We start from the raw sequence: 20,303 nt of genomic DNA, 5'->3' as shown, positions 1-20,303 counted from the left end.
CAGGTCGGGGCTCATCCTCGGATCACCTTCAGCGCGTCCGGATTGACGATGTTGCTGGGTGTGCCGTTGATGAAGTTGATGACATTCTCGAAGGCGGCGTTGAAGTACAGCTCGTAGCTGTCCTGCTCGACATAGCCGATGTGCGGCGTGCACACCGCGTTCTCCAGCCGCAGCAGGGGGTGCCCCTGCAGGATGGGCTCGCTCTCGAAGACGTCGACGGCAGCCATGCCGGGCCGGCCCCGGTTGAGCGCGCTGACCAGCGCGTTCTCCTCCAGCAGCTCGGCGCGCGAGGTGTTGACGAACAGCGCGTTCGGCTTCATGCGCAGCAGGTCGTCCAGGCGCACCAGGCCGCGTGTCGAGTCCACCAGGCGCAGGTGCAGCGAGACCACGTCACTGGCCTCGAAGAGCGCTTCGCGGGTGAAGGCCGCGTCGTAGCCGTCGGCCTGGGCCTTGGCGCGCGAGCTCTCGCTGCCCCACACCAGCACCTTCATGCCGAAGGCGCGCCCGTAGCTCGCCACCAGCTGGCCGATCTTGCCGTAACCCCACAGGCCCAGCGTCTTGCCGCGCAGCACCATGCCCAACCCGAAATTGGGCGGCATGGAGGCCGACTTCAGGCCCGACTGCTGCCAGGCGCCGTGCTTGAGGTTGCCGATGTACTGCGGCAGGCGGCGCATCGCCGCCATGATGAGGGCCCAGGTCAGCTCGGCAGGCGCCACCGGGGAGCCGACCCCGTCGGCCACCGCGATGCCCAGGCGGGTGCAGGCATCGACGTCGATGTGCGGGCCGACCCGGCCGGTCTGGGCGATCAGCTTGAGCTTGGGCAGTTTTTCGAGCAGCTGGCGGGGAAAGTGGGTGCGTTCGCGGATCAGCACCAGCACGTCGGCGTCGCGCAGCCGCACCGAGAGCTGGCCGATGCCCTTGACGGTGTTGGTGAAGACCTTGGCGTTGTAGCGCTCCAGCTGGGCGGCGCAGCGGAGCTTGCGCACCGCGTCCTGATAGTCGTCCAGGATGATGATGTTCATGGCACTTCTTGCGGGATGCGCCCCCCGCCAGGGGGCAGGGCAGCGGCCCGATGGGCCCTCATTCTCCATCTTTCTCCGTTTTTCCGCGTGGCGTGACAGGCGGGCCGGTGCAACGGTTCCCCGGGGGCCCTGGCGGGCGGCCTTGCGGTACCCTCGCTCCTCACATCGAAAAGCAGCTTGAGGAGACCCCTTGTGAAGTGGATGCGTAGAGTCCTGTGGGCGCTGGTCCTGCTGATTGTCCTGGTGGTGGCGGCATCCTGGTGGTATGTGCACCAGGCCTTGCCGAAGACCGACGGAGTGGTGCGGGTGCAGGGCCTGAAGGCTGAGGTACGGATCAGCCGGGACGCGCACGGCATCCCGACCATCCGGGGCGACTCGCTCGCCGACGTGATGTGGGGCCTGGGTTTCGTGCATGCCCAGGACCGGCTCTGGCAGCTGGAGATGCACCGCCGCGTCGGCGCCGGCCAGCTGGCCGAAGCCTTCGGCGACAGCGCGGTCGGCACCGACGTGTTCCTGCGCAGCCTGGGGGTGCGCCGAGCCGCCGAGCAGCAGCTCGAGAGCGTGGCCGGCGAGGCGCGTGGCGCATTGGACGCTTATGCGGCGGGCATCAACGCCTACGTGGCCCGGCACATGGGCGCGCGGCCGCCGGAGTTCCTGGCACTGGGCCTGCAGCCCGGGCGCTGGGAGCCGGCCGACAGCCTGGCCTGGATGACCATGATGGCCTGGGACCTGGGCGGCAACTGGAACAACGAGCTGCTGCGCATGCGCCTGGCGCTGAAGTTGCCGGTGGAGCGCATCAACGAGCTGCTGCCGCCCTATCCGGGCGAGAAGCCGCTGCCGACCATGGACTATGCGGCGCTCTACCGCGGGCTGCGCGTCGACGCCGGGCTGGGCGAGCGGGCGCAGCGGGACGCGCCCGAGTCGGGCATCGAAGGGGTCGGATCCAACAACTGGGTGGTGGCCGGCTCGCACACCGAGTCGGGCAAGCCGCTGCTGGCCAACGACCCGCACCTGCGCCTGTCGGCGCCGGCGCTGTGGTACTTCGCCCGGCTCGAGGCGCCCGGCTACAAGGTTGCCGGCGCCACCATGCCCGGACTGCCGGCGGTGGTGCTGGGCCAGAACGAGCACGTCGCCTGGGGCTACACCAACACCGCGCCCGACGTGCAGGATCTCTACCTGGAGCAGCTGCATCCGGACGATCCGATGCAGTACCTGACCCCCGAGGGCTGGAAGCGTTTCGAGACCCGCGAGGAAGTGATCAAGGTGAAGGGGCGGGTGGACACCCGGGTGACGGTGCGCGCCAGCCGCCACGGCCCGGTGATTTCCGACGCCCCGGGGGCCGCCGACGGGCTGACCGGCCCGCGGGGCCGGCCGGCTTATGCGCTCGCCATGCGCTGGACCGCGCTGGACGCGCCCAACACCACCTTCGAGGCCGGCCTGGCGATGAACAAGGCGCGCTCGGTGGACGAGTTCGTTGCTGCCTCGGCCCTGCACATCGCACCGATGCAGAACATGGTGGTGGCCGACACCGCCGGGCGCATCGGCATGGTGGCGGCCGGCCGGGTCCCGGTGCGTGGCGCGGAGCACGACCTGCGCGGGCTGGCGCCGGCGCCGGGCTGGGAGGCCCGCTATGACTGGACCGGCTTCCTCGACCCCACGCTGACCCCGCGCGAGTTCGACCCGCCGCGCGGCTGGATCGCCACCGCCAACCAGCGCATCCACGCCGCCGACTACCCGCACTACCTGACCAGCGAATGGACCGTGCCCTACCGGCAGCAGCGCATCGAGCAGCTGCTCCAGGCGGCGCCGCGGCACGGCAGGGCCAGCATGGCGGCCCTGCAGGCCGACCAGGTCTCGCTCGCGGCGCAGCGCCTGCTGCCCTGGATCCGCAAGGCGCGCTCCAGCCATCCGCTGGCCGCGGATGCCCAGCAGCAACTGGCCGGCTCGCGCGGCAACATGGCGGCCGACCAGGCCGCGCCGCTGATCCTGTGGGCCTGGACGCGCCAGCTCTACCAGCTCCTGATCGCCGACGAACTGGGGCCCGAGCTGTGGAAGCGGGTCGACACGCGCTCTTTCTACGACGCTGTCGAAGGCATGCTGGAGGGCAACAACGCGTGGTGGTGCGACAACAAGACCACCGCTGCGGCCGAGACCTGCCAGCAGATCATGGACCTGGCCTTCGATGGTGCACTGCGCGAACTCCAGGCGGCGTATGGTGCGGAGGTCGCGGCCTGGCGCTGGGGCGAAGCGCACCAGGCGCGCTCGGAGCACCGGCCCTTCAGCAAGGTCAAGCCGCTGGCTCAGCTGTTCGAGCTGCGGGTCCCGGTCGGCGGGGACACCCATACCGTCAACGCCAGCCGGGTCAGCCTCAAGCCCGACGAACTGAGCGGCGCGCTCTACCTCAACGAACACGGCCCCAGCCTGCGCGCGATCTACGACCTTGGCACGCCGGCGGCCTCCCGCGTGATGCACTCCAGCGGGCAGTCCGGCCTGCCGTTCTCGCGCCTGTACCGGGGTTTCATGTGGCCCTGGGCCAAGGGCGAGTACGTGCCGTTGTGGGGCGGGGAGAGCGAATCGGAGCTGGTGCTGCAGCCGCAGTGATCCCTGGCAGGGTGGTCCGTCGAGTCAGGGCTGCAGGGCCATGCAGAGCCCGGTCAGCAAGGCGCCCAGGCCGGCCAGGCTGAGGCCCAGGGCCACCGGCCGCGCCCCCTGGCGCCGGCCGATCACGAGCCCGAGGCAGAACAGCAGCAGCACCACCAGGCCGTGCGTGATGCGCAGTGCCGCCGGGACGTGGCTGAGCCACAGCAGCGGCAAGGCCACCGGAAAGGTGGCCCAGAACACCAGCGCGAAGATGGCCGTGGCGCCGAGCAGGTCGAGCGGCTGGCTCAGCCGGCCGGCCGAGGCCTGTGGCGGCCGGGGCAGCATCGCACGCAGCCGTGCCAGCTCCTGGGGGGTGAGGCTGCGCACCCAGGTCTCGGGCAGCTCGCGGGACAGGCTGTTGAGGAAGGCCTCGTCGCTGTCGGCCCGGGACAGCGCATGCAGCAGGCGCTGCTGGCGCTCCCGCGCCAGCCACATGCGGCGCAGATACATCGCGGCGCAGATCAGGCTCCAGGCGAAGCTGGAGGACAGGGCGCCGAGCAGGACGGTGCGTGCATCGCGCCCGAGGATGGCGAAAGCGCCTGTGAAGATGACCAGGACGAGCAAGCCGCCCGCCACCTCGCTGGCACGGTCCAGCGGGTTGAAGAGCTGCCGGGTGGACGCGCGCAGATGTCCCAGGGCATGCGCCTGATCGGCGTCGCCGGGGCGGTGCTTGGAATCCTCTAGCTTGCTTCCGGGCATGGCGGAATCAGTATCTTCCCCTTTGCCGCCCCGGCATAGATGTCAGCCTCGTTCAAGCACGGTTTTTGCCAGCTCCCAGAGGGACAAAGGCGCACTGCCTTCGGCCTTGTTGTTGACGGTTACGAAAACCGCATGGCCGGCCAGTGCGGTCGCAGCGACGACCTTGGCAAGCACCTGCCGGGTGGCCGGGTCGGGCGCCTTGATCGCGTTGAAGGGAGCGAACTGCGCCCGTGCCGGCTCGTACTTGAATCCGCGCTGCAGATTCCAGCGGCACACCAGCGGACCGGGCCAGAGCGCGCGCAGCATCGGCAGCTGCGCCTCGATGGGCGGCATGCGGTCGTGCAGGCCCAGGCAATAGCGCACCTCGTGGCGCTTGAGCAAGGCGGCCAGCTCGGGCGTCAGCAGCTCGGCGTCCCGCACTTCGAGGGCCAGCAGCACCGGGTGGCCGGCCTCCCGGCGGGCGGCCTGGAGCGCCTCCCAGAGCCGCTCCAGCGCCTGCAGCCAGCGCTGCGGCTCGGCCAGCCAGGCCCGCGGCAGCGGCGAGACCTGGAACACCAGCACCCCCAGCGTTTCTCCCAGGCCCTGCATCGCCGGCTTCAGGCCCTGCTCGACCGCGGCGGTCGGATCCAGGAACAGCGGGTTGGGTTCGATGCCTCGACCATCGCTGGCACGCACGACGACGTCGGTGACCAGCGAGGGCGCCTTCACGACAAAGCGGAAGCCGGGCGGGACCTGGGCCGCCAGCCCGGAGTAGGTGGCGGCATCGAGCGGGCGGTAGAAACTGCGGTCCAGGCTGACGCAGCGCAGCAGGGGATGCCGGGCATAGGCGGTGAGGCCGCGCCGCGACAGCGTGCTCTCGGCATACTCCCGGCCCCAGACCAGCCCGTGCCAGCCCGGAAAGTTCCACGACGAGGTGCCCAGGCGGATGTTCGGGTGGAGCGCATCGGCGACCCGTTGCACCTCGGGATTCAGCGTCGCGGGCTCCAGCCGTCCCGGTTCCTCGCCGGCGCGGCGCGACGGCGCGCGCCCGGGCGGCATCGCCACGGTTTCGGCGGGCGACGCCGCGGCCTGGGGCTGCGCCTCTTCCTCCTCGAAGGCGAACAGACTGGGCTGCGGACTGGGGGGACGGGACGTGCGGCTCACGGTCGGGATGTCGGGTACCCACGCACTGTAGCGGCCCTGGGTACCCCGGCGTGTGCCGGTCTGTAGCGGGCCGGCCCGCCCTGCACGCTAGTGCACAGCCTCTTCGGTCAACCGAGCGCGCACCGCTTTCGCGGCCTCGACCATGTGGCGCAACGCTGCCATGGTCTCGGTCCAGCGGCGGGTCTTGAGCCCGCAGTCGGGGTTGACCCAGAGCCGCCGCGGATCGACCACCTGGCAGGCGCGGTCGAGCAGCTGCTGCATCTCCTCGACGCCGGGCACGCGCGGCGAATGGATGTCGTAGACGCCCGGGCCGATCTCGTTGGGATAGGCGAACGCGCCGAATCCGTCGAGCAGCTCCATGCGCGAGCGTGAGGTCTCGATGGTGATGACGTCGGCATCGAGCGCCGCGATGGCGGGCAGAATGTCGTTGAACTCCGAGTAGCACATGTGGGTGTGAATCTGGGTGCCATCGGCCACGCCGCAGGCAGCCAGCCGGAAGGCGTTCACGGCCCAGTCCAGGTAGGCCGGCCAGTCCTCGCGGCGCAGCGGCAGCCCTTCGCGGAAGGCCGGCTCGTCGATCTGGATGATGCGGATGCCCGCCTTCTCCAGGTCGCTCACCTCGTCGCGGATCGCGAGCGCCAGCTGGCGAGCGGTCTGCTCGCGCGGCTGGTCGTCGCGCACGAAGGACCACTGCAGCAGCGTCACCGGGCCGGTCAGCATGCCCTTGACCGGCTTGCTGGTCAGCGACTGGGCATAGCGGGTCGTGTCCACCGTCATCGCCTCGGGCCGGTAGACATCGCCGTAGATGATGGGCGGCTTGACGCAGCGCGAGCCGTAGCTCTGCACCCAGCCGTTCTCGGTGATGCCGAAGCCGAACAGGTGCTCGGCGAAGTGCTCCACCATGTCGTTGCGCTCCGGCTCCCCGTGCACCAGCACGTCCAGGCCGAGGTTTTCCTGCTGCTCCACCGCGTGGCGGATCTCGCGCCGCATCGCCTGCAGGTAGTCGAAGGCGCCCAGCTCGCCGCGCCGGTGCGCCGCGCGAGCGGCGCGGATCTCCGGTGTCTGCGGGAAGGAGCCGATGGTGGTGGTCGGAAGCAGGGGCAGCTGCAGCGCCTGGCGCTGCTGCACGATGCGCTCGGCGAAGGGGGCCGTACGCCGAGCCATCGAGTCGTCCACGCTGGCCAGGCGCTTGGTGACATAGTCGTTGGTGACGAGGCGCGAATGTCGCCGCGCGGCGAGGCTCGCGTCGCTCTCGGCCAGGGCCTCTTGCACGCTGTCCTCGCCGTCGACCAGCGCGCGCCGCAGCACCTCCAGCTCGCCCAGCTTCTCGTCGGCGAAGGCCAGCCAGCGGCGCACCTGCGGCTCCAGCCGGTTTTCATGGGCCAGGCTGCAGGGCACGTGCAGCAGCGAGCAGGACGGAGCGATCCAGAGGCGATCGCCCAGCTCGGCCTGCAGCGGCTGCAGCTGCTTCAGGACCCGCCGCAGGTCGGTGCGCCAGATGTTGCGGCCGTCGATGACGCCGGCCGACAGCACCCGGCCGGACGGCAGCGCGGCGGCCACGGCGCCGAGCTGCGAGGCGCCGCGCACCAAGTCGACATGCAGCCCGTCGACCGGCAGCGCGCCGATCAGCGGCAGGTGGTGCAGGACCGGGCCGAAGTAAGTTGCGAGCAACAGGCGCGGGCGCGGCCCGACGGCAAGCCGCGCATAGGCCTGCTCGAAAGCGTCCTGCCAGGCCGTCTCCAGGTCGGTCACAAGCACCGGTTCGTCGAGTTGTACCCACTCGATGCCCCGGCGGTGCAGCGTTTCGAGCAGCTCGGCGTACACCTCCAGCAGCTGCGGCAGCAGGGCCAGCCGCTCGCCCGGACCGTCCAGCTTGGACAGCCGCAGGAAGGTGAGGGGCCCGATCAGCACCGGCTTGACCGCCCCGCCGGTGGCCAGGGCGGCGTCGACCTGGGCCAGGTAGCGCGACGCGTGGAGCGAAAAGCGCTGGTCGGGCGCGAGCTCGGGGACCAGGTAGTGGTAGTTGGTGTCGAACCACTTGGTCATCTCCAGCGCCGGCTGCTGCGCGGTGCCGCGGGCCAGTGCGAAGCTCTCGGCCAGCCCGACGGCGGCCGGAGCCAGTCCGAAGCGCGCGGGCACGGCGCCGAACATCAGGGCGTGGTCCAGCATCAGGTCGTAGGCGGCGAAGTCGCCCGCCGTGAGCCAGCCTGTGCCCGCGTCCCGCTGGCGGCGCCAGCGCTGCGCCGCCAGCTCATCGCAGGTCAGTTCGAGCGCCTCCAGGGCGCTCTGGCCTTGCCAGTAGGACTCGAGCGCGAACTTCAGCTCGCGGCGTTCGCCGATGCGGGGGTATCCGAGGATGTGGGTGAGGGCCATGATGGTGTGAAGGAGGTGGGTGGGCTTGACGGGCTTCAGTCTCATTGCGGACACTTCATTCATCAAGCGAAACCTTTTCAGTTCCACTTGAATTTCATTCATGTCCAGCCCTTCCCGAAAACCCTCCCACCGATGATCGAACTCCGCCATCTGCGCTCGCTGCAGGCCATCGCCGACACCGGCAAGATGGCGCTGGCCGCCGAGCGGCTGCACCTGACCCAGTCGGCCCTCTCACACCAGGTCAAGGCGGTCGAGTCCCACTACGGGCTGCCGCTGTTCCGCCGCACCAGCACGGGGCTGCGCTTCACGCCGGCCGGCGAACGCCTGCTGGCACTGGCGCGCGAGGTCTTGCCGCAGGTCGACGAGGCCGAGCGCGACCTGGCACGCGCGCACAGCGACACCCGCGGCGAGCTGCGCATTGCGCTCGAATGCCACACCTGTTTCGACTGGCTGATGCCGGTGATGGACGAATTCCGGCGTCGCTGGCCCGAGGTCGAGGTGGACCTGGTGGCCGGCTTCCACGCGGATCCGATGGCCTTGCTGGCGGAGGGCAAGTGCGAGCTGGTGGTGGGCTCGGCGCCGGGCAGCCGGACGCCCGGGCGGCGGGCCCTGGAGAGCTGGCCGCTGTTCCGCTTCGAGATCCTGGCGGTGCTGCCGGTGGAGCACCCGCTGCGCCACCGGCGCCGCCTTGACGCGCAGGACTTCGAAGGCGAGACCCTGATCACCTATCCTGTCCCCGAGGAGCGTATCGATGTGATACGCGAGGTCCTGCGTCCGGCCGGCGTCGGCTTCCAGCGCCGCACCGCCGAGCTGACCATCGCCATCTTGCAACTGGTGGCCAGCCGGCGCGGCCTGGCCGCACTGCCCAACTGGGGAGTCAAGAACTATGTGGATTACGACTACGTGGTGGCCAAGCGCATCGGCCGGGCCGGGCTGTGGAGCGAACTGCATGCCACGGCACCACGCTCCCTGTCCCAAAAGCCCTACCTGGCTGACCTTTTGAGCATCATCCGGCAACAATGTGCACGGCAACTCGCCGGCATCGAATTGCTGACTTGACGCGAAAATTCCTGCCCGGCAGTGACATAGTTGACGCCTGGGCCGAAAAATTCAGGCCGGGCGCTTCGGCAGCCGATCGGGGGTACCACCGGAGAAGTCTCGGTGAAACAATGCGTGCCTCGTCGCAGGGGACGCAGGACCCATCATCGAAGGGAGCCGCGTGCTCCATACACAAGGGAGGAACATGTTCTGGCGGATGGTCTGGATGATCTTGTGCAGCCTTCCGGGCTGGACCATGGCGGCCGACACGTCGGCGGCCGTGCTGACCATCCTCGAGGGCGAGGCGCTGCTGATCCGCGGCGCCGCGAAGTTTTCGCTCTCCGAGGGCGTGCGTCTGCAACGTGACGACATCGTCGAATCCGGCGCAACGGCGACACTGGTGCGCCTTGAATACCCGGACGGGAGCATCGCCGACCTGGGCCCCGGCAGCCGGGTGCTGCTGCAACCGGCGCTGCCCGGCGAGCGCGGCCGCAGCGCCTCGCAGCTCTACCTGCAGCAGGGCTGGGTCAAGCTGACGCCGGGCGCAGGCAATGCCGGCAAGCCCGGCAGCGTGGGGCTGGGCTCGGCGCGGCTCGACGCGGTGGCCGACGGCGTGCTGGTGGCCCACCTGGCCGAGCAGCGCGTCTTCGCCTTCGCGGAGGCCGGCGCGGCCCGTCTCACCGAGCGCGAGGACGGCAAGGCGCAACGTGGCGTGAACCTGAAGAGCGGCGAGTCCTACCTGCAGGAAGGCGAGAGCCGCGGCAGCGTGGCGGCGCGGCCGCCGGCCGCGATGCTGGAGCGCATGCCACGCGCCTTCCGCGACACCTTGCCGCCCCTGGTCGAGCGCTACCGCGGCCGCGAGGTGGCGGCCAAGCCGCTCGGCGCGGTCGCCTATCAGGACGTGCAGACCTGGCTGCAGGCCGAGCGCGCGCTGCGGGGCCGTTTCGTCACGCGCTGGCGCTCCCGGGCGGCCGACGAAGACTTCCGCGCCGGCTTGGTCACCAATCTGCGCTCCCACCCGGAGTGGGACCGCGTGCTGTACCCCGAGAAATACCTGCCGCGCCCCCCCGCGCAGCGTCCCTGACTTCTGGCCGCCGTGACGGCGGCGTCGTGTGAGAACGAAATGAAACTGCTCGTCAAGTTCAACCTGGTCTTCGTGCTCGTGTTCGTGCTGGGCCTGGGCGTCACCGGCTACATCAGCCGCGACCTGCTGCAGCGCAATGCCCAGCAGGAGGTGCTGGACCATGCCCGGCTGCTGATGGAGAAGGCCCTGGCGGTGCGGGCCTACACTTCCGGGCAGATCGGTCCGCTGCTGGAGACCCAGATGAAGTACAGCTTCCTGCCGCAATCGGTGCCGGCCTACTCGGCCACCGAGGTGCTGGCGACGCTGCACAAGAAGTACCCCGACTACGCCTACAAGGAAGCGACGCTCAACCCGACCAATCCGCGCGACCGGGCGGTCGAGTGGGAGGTCGACATCGTCAACCAGTTCCGCAACTCGCCCGAGAACAAGGAGTTCGTCGGCCAGCGCGACACGCCCACCGGGCGCTCGCTCTATATTGCCCGGCCGATCCAGATCAAGGACCCGGCCTGCCTGCGCTGCCACAGCACGGTGGACGCCGCGCCGCGGCCCATGGTCGAGCGCTACGGCCCGGCCAACGGCTTCGGCTGGAACCTCAACGAGATCATCGGGGCCCAGGTCGTCTCGGTGCCGATGACGGTGCCGCTGCAGCGCGCGGCCAGCGCCTTCAACGTGTTCATGGGCATGCTCACGGCCGTGTTTGTCGTGATCGGCCTGGCGCTCAACCTGATGCTGTGGAAACTGGTGATCCAGCCGGTCAGCCGCCTGTCGGCCATCGCCGACCGGGTCAGCCTGGGCGAAATGGACGCGCCCGAGTTCAACGCCCGCAGCAAGGACGAGATCGGCACCCTGGCCGAGTCCTTCACGCGCATGCGCAAGAGCCTGGTGCAAGCGATGAAGATGCTGGACGGCTGAAGCTGGCATGAAGCACCCTGAGCGCCTCGGAAAGTATCCGATCACCGGCGTCCTCGGCGAGGGCGCAATGGGGGTGGTCTACAAGGCTTTCGATCCGGACATCAAGCGCACCGTCGCGATCAAGACGATACGCAAGCAGCTGGTCGAGGACAGCCCGCACGCCGCTTCGATCGCCGAGCGTTTCCGCAACGAGGCGCAGGCGGCCGGCCGGCTGCTGCACCCGGGCATCGTGGGCGTCTACGAGTACGGCGAGGACCGCGAGCGCGCCTTCATCGCGATGGAGTACGTCGAGGGGCACAGCGTCGCGCACTACCTGGGGCGCAAGATCCGGTTCCCCGAGCAGGACATCCTCAGCATCATGGTGCAGCTGCTGACGGCGCTCGACCACGCCCACGAGCAGGGTGTCTGGCACCGTGACATCAAGCCGGGCAACCTGATCATCACGCGCCACGGCAAGCTCAAGATCGCCGACTTCGGCATCGCCCGCGTGGACGCGGGCGGGCTGACCCAGCTCAACGCCATCGTCGGCACGCCGGGCTACATGGCGCCCGAGCAGTACACCGCGGAGAAGATCGACCACCGTGTCGACATCTGGTCCTCGGGTGTGCTGCTGTACCAGCTGCTGACCGGCCAGCTGCCCTTCAACGGCACCGCTGAGGCCTTGATGTACCGCATCGTGCACGAGGAGCCGGTGCGCCCCTCCCAGCACGTCGGCTCCTCGCGCGCCGAGCACTACGATCACGTGGTCGCGACCGCACTGGCCAAGCGGCCGGCCGCGCGCTACGCCAATGCGCTGGCCTTCCGCGACGACCTGCTGACGCATTGCAGCGCGCCGGTGAGTGCGACCGTCTCGGAGGAGACCGTCATCATGGAGGTGGTGCGCCCGGAAGGCGCGCCCGGCTCGGGCGGCGGCGCGGCAGCGGCGAGCGTTGGCGACGGTGGGGTCATCTCGGTGGGATCGCTGAGCTCGCTCGGCTCGGGGGCGCCGTCCCCGACCACGGCCGCTCCGACCCACTGGGACCCGGCCACGCTCTCGCACCTGGAGACCACGCTGGCGAAGTTCGTCGGCCCGATGGCCAAGGTGCTGGTGCGGCGCGCGGCGCGCGAGTGCCACGACATCGACACCTTGCGTCAGCGCCTCGCCGAGCACCTTCAGAACGAGCGCGAGCGTTCCACCTTCATCGGTCAGCAACTGACATCCGCGTCCTCGCTGCGCACCGGCGCGCCAGCGCCCAGCAGCAGTGGCGGGGGGCAGCAGGGCAGCGCGCTCAACCCCGACACGATCGAGCGCGCGCAGCGGGTGCTGGCGAGCCACATCGGGCCGATTGCCAAGATCGTCGTGAAAAAGGCCGCCTCGCAGGCGGGCTCGCGCGAGCAGTTTTTCGCCGCGCTCGCCGCGCAGTTCGACGATCCGGCGGTGCGCGGCCAGGTGCTGGCGCAGCTGCAGCAGCTGAGCTAGAGCGCCCGCCGGCCGCACACGCTCGGGCCGCCTGCACCGGCGGCCTCGGCAGCGGACAAAAAAAGGGCCGCCTCACGGCGGCCCAGACAGGCAACGACGGGCGGCGAACCGCCCGATCACGGAACAAAGAGGTCAGGCGTGCACCGGGCGGGCCGCCGCGCGCTGCGAGGTCGGCGTGGCCAGCGCATGCGCCGGGATCATCGTGCCGGCGCGCGTGAGGCGGCGGCCGAAGGCCTGGCCCTTCAGCACGCTGTGCTTGGCGCGCAGCTGCTGCAGGCTCTGTGGCTCGCTCAGGAACAGCATGCGCTCGGTGGGCGAAAGGCGGTCGGTGTCGGAGTCGGTCGCGAGCCGGCTCATCAGCTGCCGGCGTGCCTGGGCGCGCGGGCCCTGGTCGGTGCGGCGTTCGCCCATCGCGTTGACGACCAGGTTGAACAGCCAGTTGTCGCTCAGCACGTCCAGCCAGCGCGGCACGCGGATCGGCCGCTTGGCGTAAGCCCAGGCTTGGCGCAGCACCGCCGGCGTCCAGGTTTCCTCGGGGATCAGCAGCAGGCCGCGGCCGCGCACCTTCTCGCCCAGGGCTTCCTGGCTGGTCAGTACCGATACCGGCACCACCAGCAGCAGCGGCAGGCCGATCGGAGCCAGCCACAGCAGCGCGGCCGGGTTCAGCAGGGCGACACCGCAGACCACCACGGCCACGGTGGCGCAGATCGGGGCGAAGCGACGCGCCGCGTCGGCCCAGCCGATGTCCTCGGCTTCCCGAGGAGGCGACTTCCACTCGATCTTCCAGCCGGTCAGGGCGCCGAGCACGAACATCGTGTGCGCGACCATGCGCACCGGCGCTTGCAGCACCGACAGGCCGGCCTCCAGCACCGCACCCTTGATCAGCGCGGCGGTGCCGCCGAAGTGGCGCTGCTCGCCTTTCATCAGCACGGTGGCGATGCCCAGCAGGCGGGGCAGCACCAGCATGGTCAGGGTGCCGATCCACAGACCCGTCATCGCGGTCGGCAGCAGGCTGTTGGCGGCCGCCGAGAGGCCGCCGCTGAGCCACAGCGCGGCGCCGAGCACGACAAACAGCAGCCACAGCGGCGCCGAGGCGTAGGCCATCGCGCCGGTGGCCAGCATGGCGCGGTGCACGGCGTGCAAACCGGGCTCGGCGATCAGCCGAGCGTTCTGCAGGTTGCCCTGGCACCAGCGCCGGTCGCGCTGCAGCTCTTCGATCAGGTTGGGCGGCGACTGCTCGTAGCTGCCCTGCAGGTCACCGACCAGCCACACGTGGTAGCCGGCCCGGCGCATCAGCGCGGCTTCGACGAAGTCGTGCGAGAGGATCTCGCCGCCGAGGGCGCCCTTGCCCGACAGCGGGGCCAGCGCGCAGTGTTCCATGAAGGGCTGCACCCGGATGATGGCGTTGTGGCCCCAGTAGTGCGACTCGCCCAGTTGCCAGTACTGCATGCCCAGCGTGAACAGGCGGCCGGTGACGCGGCTGGCGAACTGCTGCGAACGGGCGTGCAGGGTGGCGTGGCCGGCCGCCTGCGGCGCCGTCTGGATGATGCCGGCCTTGGGGTTGGCTTCCATCAGGCGGACCATGCCCAGCAGGCAGTCCCCGCTCATCACGCTGTCGGCGTCCAGCACCACCATGTAGCGGTAGTTGCGGCCCCAGCGGCGGCAGAAGTCGGCCACGTTGCCGGCTTTGCGCTTGGTGCGGCGCTGGCGCCAGCGGTAGTAGATGCGGGCGCCGTCACCCAGGGTCGCGCGCAGCTCGGCCCAGGCGGCCAGCTCGGCGCTGCGGATGTCGGGGTCGTTGCTGTCCGACAGGATGTAGACGTCAAACAGGCGCTGCGCACCGGTGGTCGCCAGCGACTCGCAGGTGGCCCGCAGGCCCGCGAACACGGTCGGCACGTGCTCGTTGCAGATCGGCATGACGATGGCGGTGCGCGCGTCCGCGTGCACCGGGCGGTGTGCGACGTCGTTCTTGGACAAGGAGTACTTGTCGCCGCGCAGCTGGACCACAAAACCCATCATCGCGGTGAAAAAGCCCGCCGAGACCCAGGCGAACAGCAGCGCAAACAGCGCCATCTGGCCGTATTGCAGGGCCGGGTTGTCGGAGGCCGGCTGGGTCTGCGCCATCAGCGCCGTCGCGACCGTGGTCGACAACAGGATGAGGGCGAGGAAGACGCGGCGACGCACGATGGCGGCGCGTTCCCAGGGGGCGCGCTCAGCAGCCGGGGTGGCAGCCGGGCGGCCCCTGCCGGTGAGCAGGGCGCCGAGGGCCGGCCAGAACGCGGTCCAGGGCTGGGCCACCATGGACCCGCGGTTGATCGGCGGGGCACTGGCACCCGAGTCCTTGGACCCCGCGCGCAGGCGCGGGTTGTTGTCCTGGCGCGACCAGCGGGGCCGGCTCATTGGGGAGGAATGATGTTGCTCCATGTTTCCGTCAGGATGTCGTTGCCGTGTTGGAGATATGCGCGCAGCTCTAGCGGCTGCGCACCCTGGAGTTGTTGGACCCGCACTGCCATGCGCCAGGCGCCGGTGGCGGCGTTGCGGTAGGCGTTGCGTTCGACGATGCGGCCGTTGGGGCCGGCGGTGACGACGGCCTTCACGGGCGCGTCGGGTCCCAGCTTCGCGAGCGAGGGACCGGTGAAGTCGACGATGAACTGGCGCTCGCCGGGCGCCAGCGCCGCGAAACCCCGGCCGGTGCGGGTCTGGCTGACCCAGCCGCCGGGCGGGCGTTGTTGCTCGGATCCCTGCCAGCGCATCTGGTAGGCAAGCTCCAGGGGCTGGCCGGGGGCGGGGAGTTTTTCGGGCACCCAGTAGGCGACGACGTTGTCGTGGCCTTCGTCGGGCGCGGGCAGCTGCACCAGCTCGACCCGTCCCGGGCCCCAGCTGCCGCGCGGCTCGATCCACGTGCTGGGGCGCTGCTCGTAGCGAGCCTCGGTGTCCTCGTAGCTGGAGAAGGCGCGGTCGCGCTGCATCAGGCCGAAGCCGCGCAACTCGCGCATGGCGAAGGAGGTGGCCAGCGGGCGGTTGGGCCGCACCAGCGGGCGCCAGATCCATTCACCGCCGCCGGTGGCGACCATCAAACCGTCGGAGTCGTGCACCTCGGGACGGAAGTCGCCGGCATCGGGCTGGTTCTCGCCGAACATGAACATGCTCGTGAGCGGCGCGACGCCGAGCGTCGCGACACCGGCACGCAGGAACAGGCGCGAGCGCACGTCGACGACGGTCTGGGCGCCCGGCTTGAGCTCGAACTGGTAGGCACCGGTGGCGCGCGGCGAATCGAGCAGGGCGTAGACGGTCAACGCGCTGGCGTCCGGGGCCGGGCGCTGGATCCAGAACTCCTTGAAGCGCGGGAACTCCTCGCGCTCGCCGCCCACCGTGTCGATCGCCAGTCCGCGCGCCGACAGGCCGTAGTGCTGGCCCGCGCCCAGCGCGCGGAAGTAGCTTGCGCCCAGGAACACCACCAGCTCGTCCTTGTACTCGGAGCGGTTGAGCGGGTAGTGCACGCGGAAGCCGGCGAAGCCGACATCACCCCAGGTCTCGGGTGCCAGGCGGTTCTTGCCGTAGTCGAAGTCGGCCCGGCTGAACGGGATGTGGCGGGTGCGGCCGTCGGCGCCGATCTCGTTGATCAGCACCGGCTCGGTCTGGAGCTTGCCGAGGTGGAAGAACATCACCTCGAAGGGCAGCTTGTCGCCGCGCCAGAGTGCACGCTCGGGGCGGAAGCGGATGTCGCGGTACTGGTCGTAGTCGAGCGCCTTCAGCTCCTCGGGCAGGGTCGAGCCGGCCGGACGGTGCGGCTGCTGCGCCAGGCGGCGGGCCTGCTCGCTCAGCTGTTCGAAGTCGAAGCGCTGCTTGCCGGCGGCGGCCACGGCAGCCGTCGAGCCGGCCAGCAGGGCCAGCGTGCAGAGGCTGCGGCGCCACGCAAGGGCGGGACGGACACCGGGGCTCCTGCGGTCCGCGGCGAGCGCGCGGCCGGCACCGGCCGAGCCGGTCCAGGAGGAGGGCGGGTCACGAAACAACACTGACGATCCTTTCCCTGAGGTGTTCGACAGCGGACCCGGAGGGCCCGGCCAGACCGGCCTGCGAGGGCCGATTCGTGACGTATTCCGCAACGTCCGTGCCAGGAGGGAAAAGATCAGCTAGATCAACAACTTAGGGCGGCTTACAAGGGGTTTCACGGGGGGCTGGCCCCGATCCGCTCCTCGCCAGGGTCTCAAGCGTCGCCGGACAGCGACAGGAAAGCGGCCCTATTCCCCAAGTTGTTGATATCAAAAGGGATTTTGTTGTCGCTATTCGGCGACAGGGGCGTCGGCCCGGAACGAGCCGGGGGCCAGGCCGTTCTTCTGCAGCAGCCGGTAGAACTCGGTCCGGTTGCGCTGCGCCAGCCGCGCCGCGTCGGCGACGTTGCCGTCGGTGAGCTTGAGCAGGCCCACCAGGTAGTCGCGCTCGAAACGCTGGCGCGCCTCGGCGTAGCTGAGCACCTCGACGCTGGGCACACGCAGCGCACGCTGCACCAGCACCAGCGGGATCAGCGGTGTGGTCGCCAGCGCGCTGACCTGCTCGACCACGTTGTAGAGCTGTCGCACGTTGCCCGGCCAGGGCGCGGTGGCGAGGGCCTTGATCGCGTCGGGCGCGAAGCCGTTGAGCCGTTTGCCGTACTTGCCGGCGAGTCGCTGAAGGAAGTGGTTGGCCAGCAGCGGGATGTCCTCGCGCCGCTCGCCCAGCGGAGGCAGGTTCAGCGAGACGACGTTGAGCCGGTAATAGAGATCCTCGCGGAACTGGCCCTGTGTCATCGCTTCGTCCAGGTCCCGGTGGGTGGCCGAGAGGATGCGCACGTCCACCGGCACCGGCTGGGTGGCGCCGACCGGCCGCACCGAGCGCTCCTGCAGCACGCGCAGCAGCTTGACCTGCAGGGCCAGCGGCATGTCGCCGATTTCGTCGAGGAACAGCGTGCCGCCGTCGGCGGCCTGGAACAGGCCGCGGTGATTGGCGACCGCGCCCGTGAAGGAGCCTTTGACGTGGCCGAACAGCTCGGACTCCAGCAAGGCTTCCGGGATGGCGCCGCAGTTCACCGCGACGAAGGGGCGCGCGGCGCGCGGGCTGGCGTTGTGGATGGCCTGGGCCAGCAACTCCTTGCCGGTGCCGCTTTCGCCGCGGATCAGCACGCTGGCGTCCGAGCCGGCCACCAGCTTGGCCTCGGCCAGCAGCTCGGCCATGCAGGTGGAGCGGCTGACGATGGCCTCGCGCCAGCGGTCGTCCGCGGGCCCCTGGCCGCTGACCGGTGCGGTGAGCGCCAGTGCCTGGGCGATCTTGTCGAGCAGCGCCTTGCCGTCGAAGGGTTTGGTCAGGTAGGTGAAGACGCCGCGCGAGGTGGCCTCCACCGCATCGGGGATGGTGCCGTGGGCGGTCAGCAGGATCACCGGCAGTGCGGGGTGGCGGGCACGGATGTCGTCGAACAGCGCCAGGCCGTCCTTGCCGGGCAGCTGCACGTCGCTGACCACCAGCTGCGGCCGCTCCAGCGCGATCTGGTTCAGTGCCGCCTCGGCGCTCTCGACCGCGGTGACGCGGTAGCCCGCCGCATTGAGCCGCATCGACAGCAGCCGCAGCATGTCCGGATCGTCGTCCACCACCAGCACTCGAGCGGTCATGACGGTCTCCTCATCGCCGCTGGGGCACCGGCCTCGCGGGGCGCCGACTTGTTCTCTCGCATCTCGGTTTTTCCAGTCTTTTCAGGGCAGCGCCGGCTTGCTGCCTGGTATGCCGGGCGCCGGCGCGGGTGTGGGTCGCGGTGCGAGGCTGCGCTCGATGGCCTTGAGCGCCTCGAGCTTTTCGTTCAACTGATCGAGCCGGCGCTGCCCGTCGCGCACCTGCTGGTTCTGTTTCTCGATCTGCTCTTCCAGCCGCTTCACCTCGCTGTAGCGGGGAAGCAGGAGTCGGGCCAGGGGCTGCCAGGGCGCCGCCTGGGGTGCCGTGGAGCGCAGCAGGGTTTCGAGTGCGATGACGGCGCGGCCCATGTCCCCCGGCGCGCGCGTCTGGCCCAGCACCAGGGCCAGTTCGAGCGCGGCCGCCGGGGCGAGCTGGGGATCGCCGATGCGGGCGATCTCGGCCTGCAGCTCCGGTGGTGTCAGGGTCCGCACCCGCTCGGCATAACGCAGCACATGGCGCGCCGCCTCGTCGGCCGGCTCGACCACCACCACCGGGACCCGGACGGGAACCTTGACCTGCCGCACCTCGGTCACTTCCGGCAACTGGGCGCAGGCGGCCAGCAGCGACACGGAGGCGCCCAGCAGGTACAGGGCGGTGGAGGACAGGCGGTCGGACATGGAGCGCATTTTTTCTTCGAAAGATGGACAGACCGGCGCAGCCGCGCTCGGCAGGACTTCAAGCGACATGGGGCAGGTCGATGCGGAAGTGGGCGCCCGGCGTGTTGGGGAGCAACTCGACCCGCCCGCCGTGGGCCGCCACGTACTCCTGCACGATGGACAGACCCACGCCGGTGCCGCGGGTCGCGCCTTCCGGCTGGCGCTCGCCGCGGTAGAAGGGCTCGAACACCCGTCCCCGGTCGGCCGGCGACACGCCCGGTCCCTCGTCGACCACGTCGATGCAGGCCCGGTCGCCCTGCAGCGACAGGGAGAAGCGAATGGTAGCGCCGGTGGGGCTGAAGCGTATCGCGTTGGACAGCAGGTTGCCCAGGGCGGTCCCCAGCTTGTCCTGGTCGACCTCGGCGTAGAGCGGGCCGCCTTCAACCACCACATTGAGTTGCTTGGCTTGCCACTGCAGCTTCTGCTGCTCGATCAGCTGGCGCACCAGGGCGCCCAGCTCGCTGCGGCGACGCAACAGCCGGCGCGCTTCGAAGGCGGCGGCGTTGAAGCGCAGCAGGTCTTCGATCTGGCGCTGCAGCACGAGGGTGTTGTGGTGCAGGATGCGGGCGATCTCGCGCTGGTTTTCGCTCAGCTCGCCGGCGACGCCGTCCTCCAGCAGCGCCACGCCCTCACGCAGCGCGGCCAGCGGGGTTTTCAGTTCGTGCGAGACATGGCGCAGGAAGCGGGCCTTGTCGGCATCCAACTCGGCCAGCCGCAGGCGCAACCAGTCCAGCCGCCGGCCCACCCCCCGCACGTCGGCCGGGCCGCGGATCTCGATGGGCTGGTCGAGCCGGTTTTCGCCCAGCCCGACGATGGCCCGCTCCAGCCGCTTGAGCGGGCGCGCCAGCCACAGCCCGAAGCCCAGCGCCAGCAGCACCGCGACGACGATGGCGCCCAGCACCTGGCGGCCGAGGTCAAGCCGGCTGGCTTCGAGCTCTTGCTGCAGCTCGCGGTTGAGCGCTTCGTTGGAGCGGCGCACCTGGTCCGCGATCGCGGTGTTGAGGTCGGCCAGCTCACGGAAGGCCAGGCTCAGGGTCAGCTCACGCTGGCGCGCCGTCGCACGCGGGCCGCGCATCTGCTCGCGGACGCCCTCCAGGCGCTGGCGCCACTCGTCGGCGGTTTGGCGCGGCAGCCGGTTCGCGACCAGCCGGGTCAGCACCGCATCGGCGTCGCTGGCTGCCTCTTCGAAACGTTGGCGCAGCGCGGTGTCGTCGAGCACCACGTACTGGCGGGCCGCCCGCTCCATCGTGACGCTGCGGTCGGCCAGGATCTGGGCCTCGGCGCTCAGCTGCACCGCGCGCTCGGCGCCGGCGCGCGCCTGGCTCATCAGTCGCTCCAGCGTGAACAGACCGCGCAGCGAGGCGCCGCCCAGCAGCGCGGCGATCAGCAGGAAGGCGACCAGCAGCAGCTGGCGGAAGGAAGCTCGGTGCAGCGTGAACATCGATCTGGACGGGTGGCTCGCGGCAGCCACCCCGGGTGGGGGCGCGGAACTATAAACGGAGGCACCCGGTCCTGTCCGCCCATTGGCGGACCGCGGCCGACCCTCATGTGGGCCGGCCTTGCCATCGACCTGCATC

Annotated in this window: 14 protein-coding genes; 5 read left to right on the top strand and 9 right to left on the bottom strand. The window is 70.2% G+C overall.

Annotated elements, in window-relative coordinates; all coding sequences use genetic code 11:
• Positions 1–11 precede the first annotated feature (11 nt).
• Entirely contained in the window at positions 12–1,022 is a 1,011-nt protein-coding gene (locus tag OOT46_RS18510) for a D-2-hydroxyacid dehydrogenase family protein (RefSeq protein WP_265405097.1), read from the bottom strand.
• A 201-nt stretch (positions 1,023–1,223) separates the two neighbouring features.
• Here OOT46_RS18510 and OOT46_RS18505 point away from each other — a divergent pair, with 201 nt between their 5' ends.
• Positions 1,224–3,623: a penicillin acylase family protein gene (locus tag OOT46_RS18505; RefSeq protein WP_265405125.1), complete on the top strand. Its 2,400-nt coding sequence runs from the start codon at positions 1,224–1,226 to the stop codon at positions 3,621–3,623.
• A 24-nt stretch (positions 3,624–3,647) separates the two neighbouring features.
• On the opposite strand, the gene OOT46_RS18500 is transcribed toward OOT46_RS18505, so the two are convergent.
• The 3 genes from OOT46_RS18500 to metE all read right to left on the bottom strand — a co-directional run bounded on the left by OOT46_RS18500 (position 3,648) and on the right by metE (position 7,877).
• Positions 3,648–4,361: a hypothetical protein gene (locus tag OOT46_RS18500; RefSeq protein WP_265405096.1), complete on the bottom strand. Its 714-nt coding sequence runs from the start codon at positions 4,359–4,361 to the stop codon at positions 3,648–3,650.
• A 42-nt stretch (positions 4,362–4,403) separates the two neighbouring features.
• Positions 4,404–5,504, bottom strand: coding sequence for a DUF72 domain-containing protein (locus OOT46_RS18495; RefSeq protein ID WP_265405095.1), 1,101 nt, complete (start codon positions 5,502–5,504; stop codon positions 4,404–4,406).
• 87 nt (positions 5,505–5,591) lie between these two features.
• The gene (metE, locus tag OOT46_RS18490) at positions 5,592–7,877 is read right to left on the bottom strand and encodes a 5-methyltetrahydropteroyltriglutamate--homocysteine S-methyltransferase (protein WP_265405124.1); all 2,286 of its coding nucleotides are present in this window, start codon (positions 7,875–7,877) and stop codon (positions 5,592–5,594) included.
• A gap of 132 nt (positions 7,878–8,009) precedes the next feature.
• Here metE and OOT46_RS18485 point away from each other — a divergent pair, with 132 nt between their 5' ends.
• The 4 genes from OOT46_RS18485 to OOT46_RS18470 all read left to right on the top strand — a co-directional run bounded on the left by OOT46_RS18485 (position 8,010) and on the right by OOT46_RS18470 (position 12,370).
• A complete protein-coding gene (locus OOT46_RS18485) occupies positions 8,010–8,936 on the top strand; it encodes a LysR family transcriptional regulator (protein ID WP_265405094.1) in 927 nt (308 codons plus the stop codon).
• 184 nt (positions 8,937–9,120) lie between these two features.
• Positions 9,121–9,999: a hypothetical protein gene (locus OOT46_RS18480; protein ID WP_265405093.1), complete on the top strand. Its 879-nt coding sequence runs from the start codon at positions 9,121–9,123 to the stop codon at positions 9,997–9,999.
• 39 nt (positions 10,000–10,038) lie between these two features.
• On the top strand, positions 10,039–10,911 hold the full coding sequence (locus tag OOT46_RS18475; protein WP_265405092.1) for a c-type heme family protein: 873 nt from the start codon (positions 10,039–10,041) through the stop codon (positions 10,909–10,911).
• Positions 10,912–10,918: 7 nt separating this feature from the next.
• Positions 10,919–12,370, top strand: coding sequence for a serine/threonine-protein kinase (locus tag OOT46_RS18470; RefSeq protein ID WP_265405091.1), 1,452 nt, complete (start codon positions 10,919–10,921; stop codon positions 12,368–12,370).
• 132 nt (positions 12,371–12,502) lie between these two features.
• Here the strand turns inward: OOT46_RS18470 and mdoH are convergent, their stop codons facing one another.
• From mdoH to OOT46_RS18445, 5 genes are all read right to left on the bottom strand, one after another.
• Positions 12,503–14,770 (bottom strand): glucans biosynthesis glucosyltransferase MdoH, encoded by a 2,268-nt coding sequence (gene mdoH, locus OOT46_RS18465; RefSeq protein ID WP_265405090.1) that lies wholly within the window; start codon positions 14,768–14,770, stop codon positions 12,503–12,505.
• Positions 14,767–16,254, bottom strand: coding sequence for a glucan biosynthesis protein G (locus tag OOT46_RS18460; RefSeq protein ID WP_265405123.1), 1,488 nt, complete (start codon positions 16,252–16,254; stop codon positions 14,767–14,769). Before OOT46_RS18460 ends, mdoH begins: the two co-directional genes overlap by 4 nt.
• Positions 16,255–16,653: 399 nt before the next feature.
• Positions 16,654–18,012, bottom strand: coding sequence for a sigma 54-interacting transcriptional regulator (locus tag OOT46_RS18455; protein ID WP_265405089.1), 1,359 nt, complete (start codon positions 18,010–18,012; stop codon positions 16,654–16,656).
• An 81-nt stretch (positions 18,013–18,093) separates the two neighbouring features.
• Positions 18,094–18,687 carry a hypothetical protein gene (locus OOT46_RS18450; protein WP_265405088.1) on the bottom strand — a complete coding sequence of 198 codons (594 nt, stop codon included), beginning with the start codon at positions 18,685–18,687 and terminating at the stop codon, positions 18,094–18,096.
• 58 nt (positions 18,688–18,745) lie between these two features.
• Positions 18,746–20,167, bottom strand: a complete 1,422-nt coding sequence (locus OOT46_RS18445) for a sensor histidine kinase (protein WP_265405087.1) — start codon at positions 20,165–20,167, stop codon at positions 18,746–18,748.
• Between the last annotated feature and the right edge of the window lie 136 nt (positions 20,168–20,303).

The sequence above is a fragment of the Aquabacterium sp. A7-Y genome (genome assembly GCF_026153205.1).
GTDB lineage: Bacteria > Pseudomonadota > Gammaproteobacteria > Burkholderiales > Burkholderiaceae_C > Caldimonas.
The sequence above is the reverse complement of the archived record's forward strand: the minus strand, read 5'-3'. Positions and strand labels throughout refer to the sequence as shown.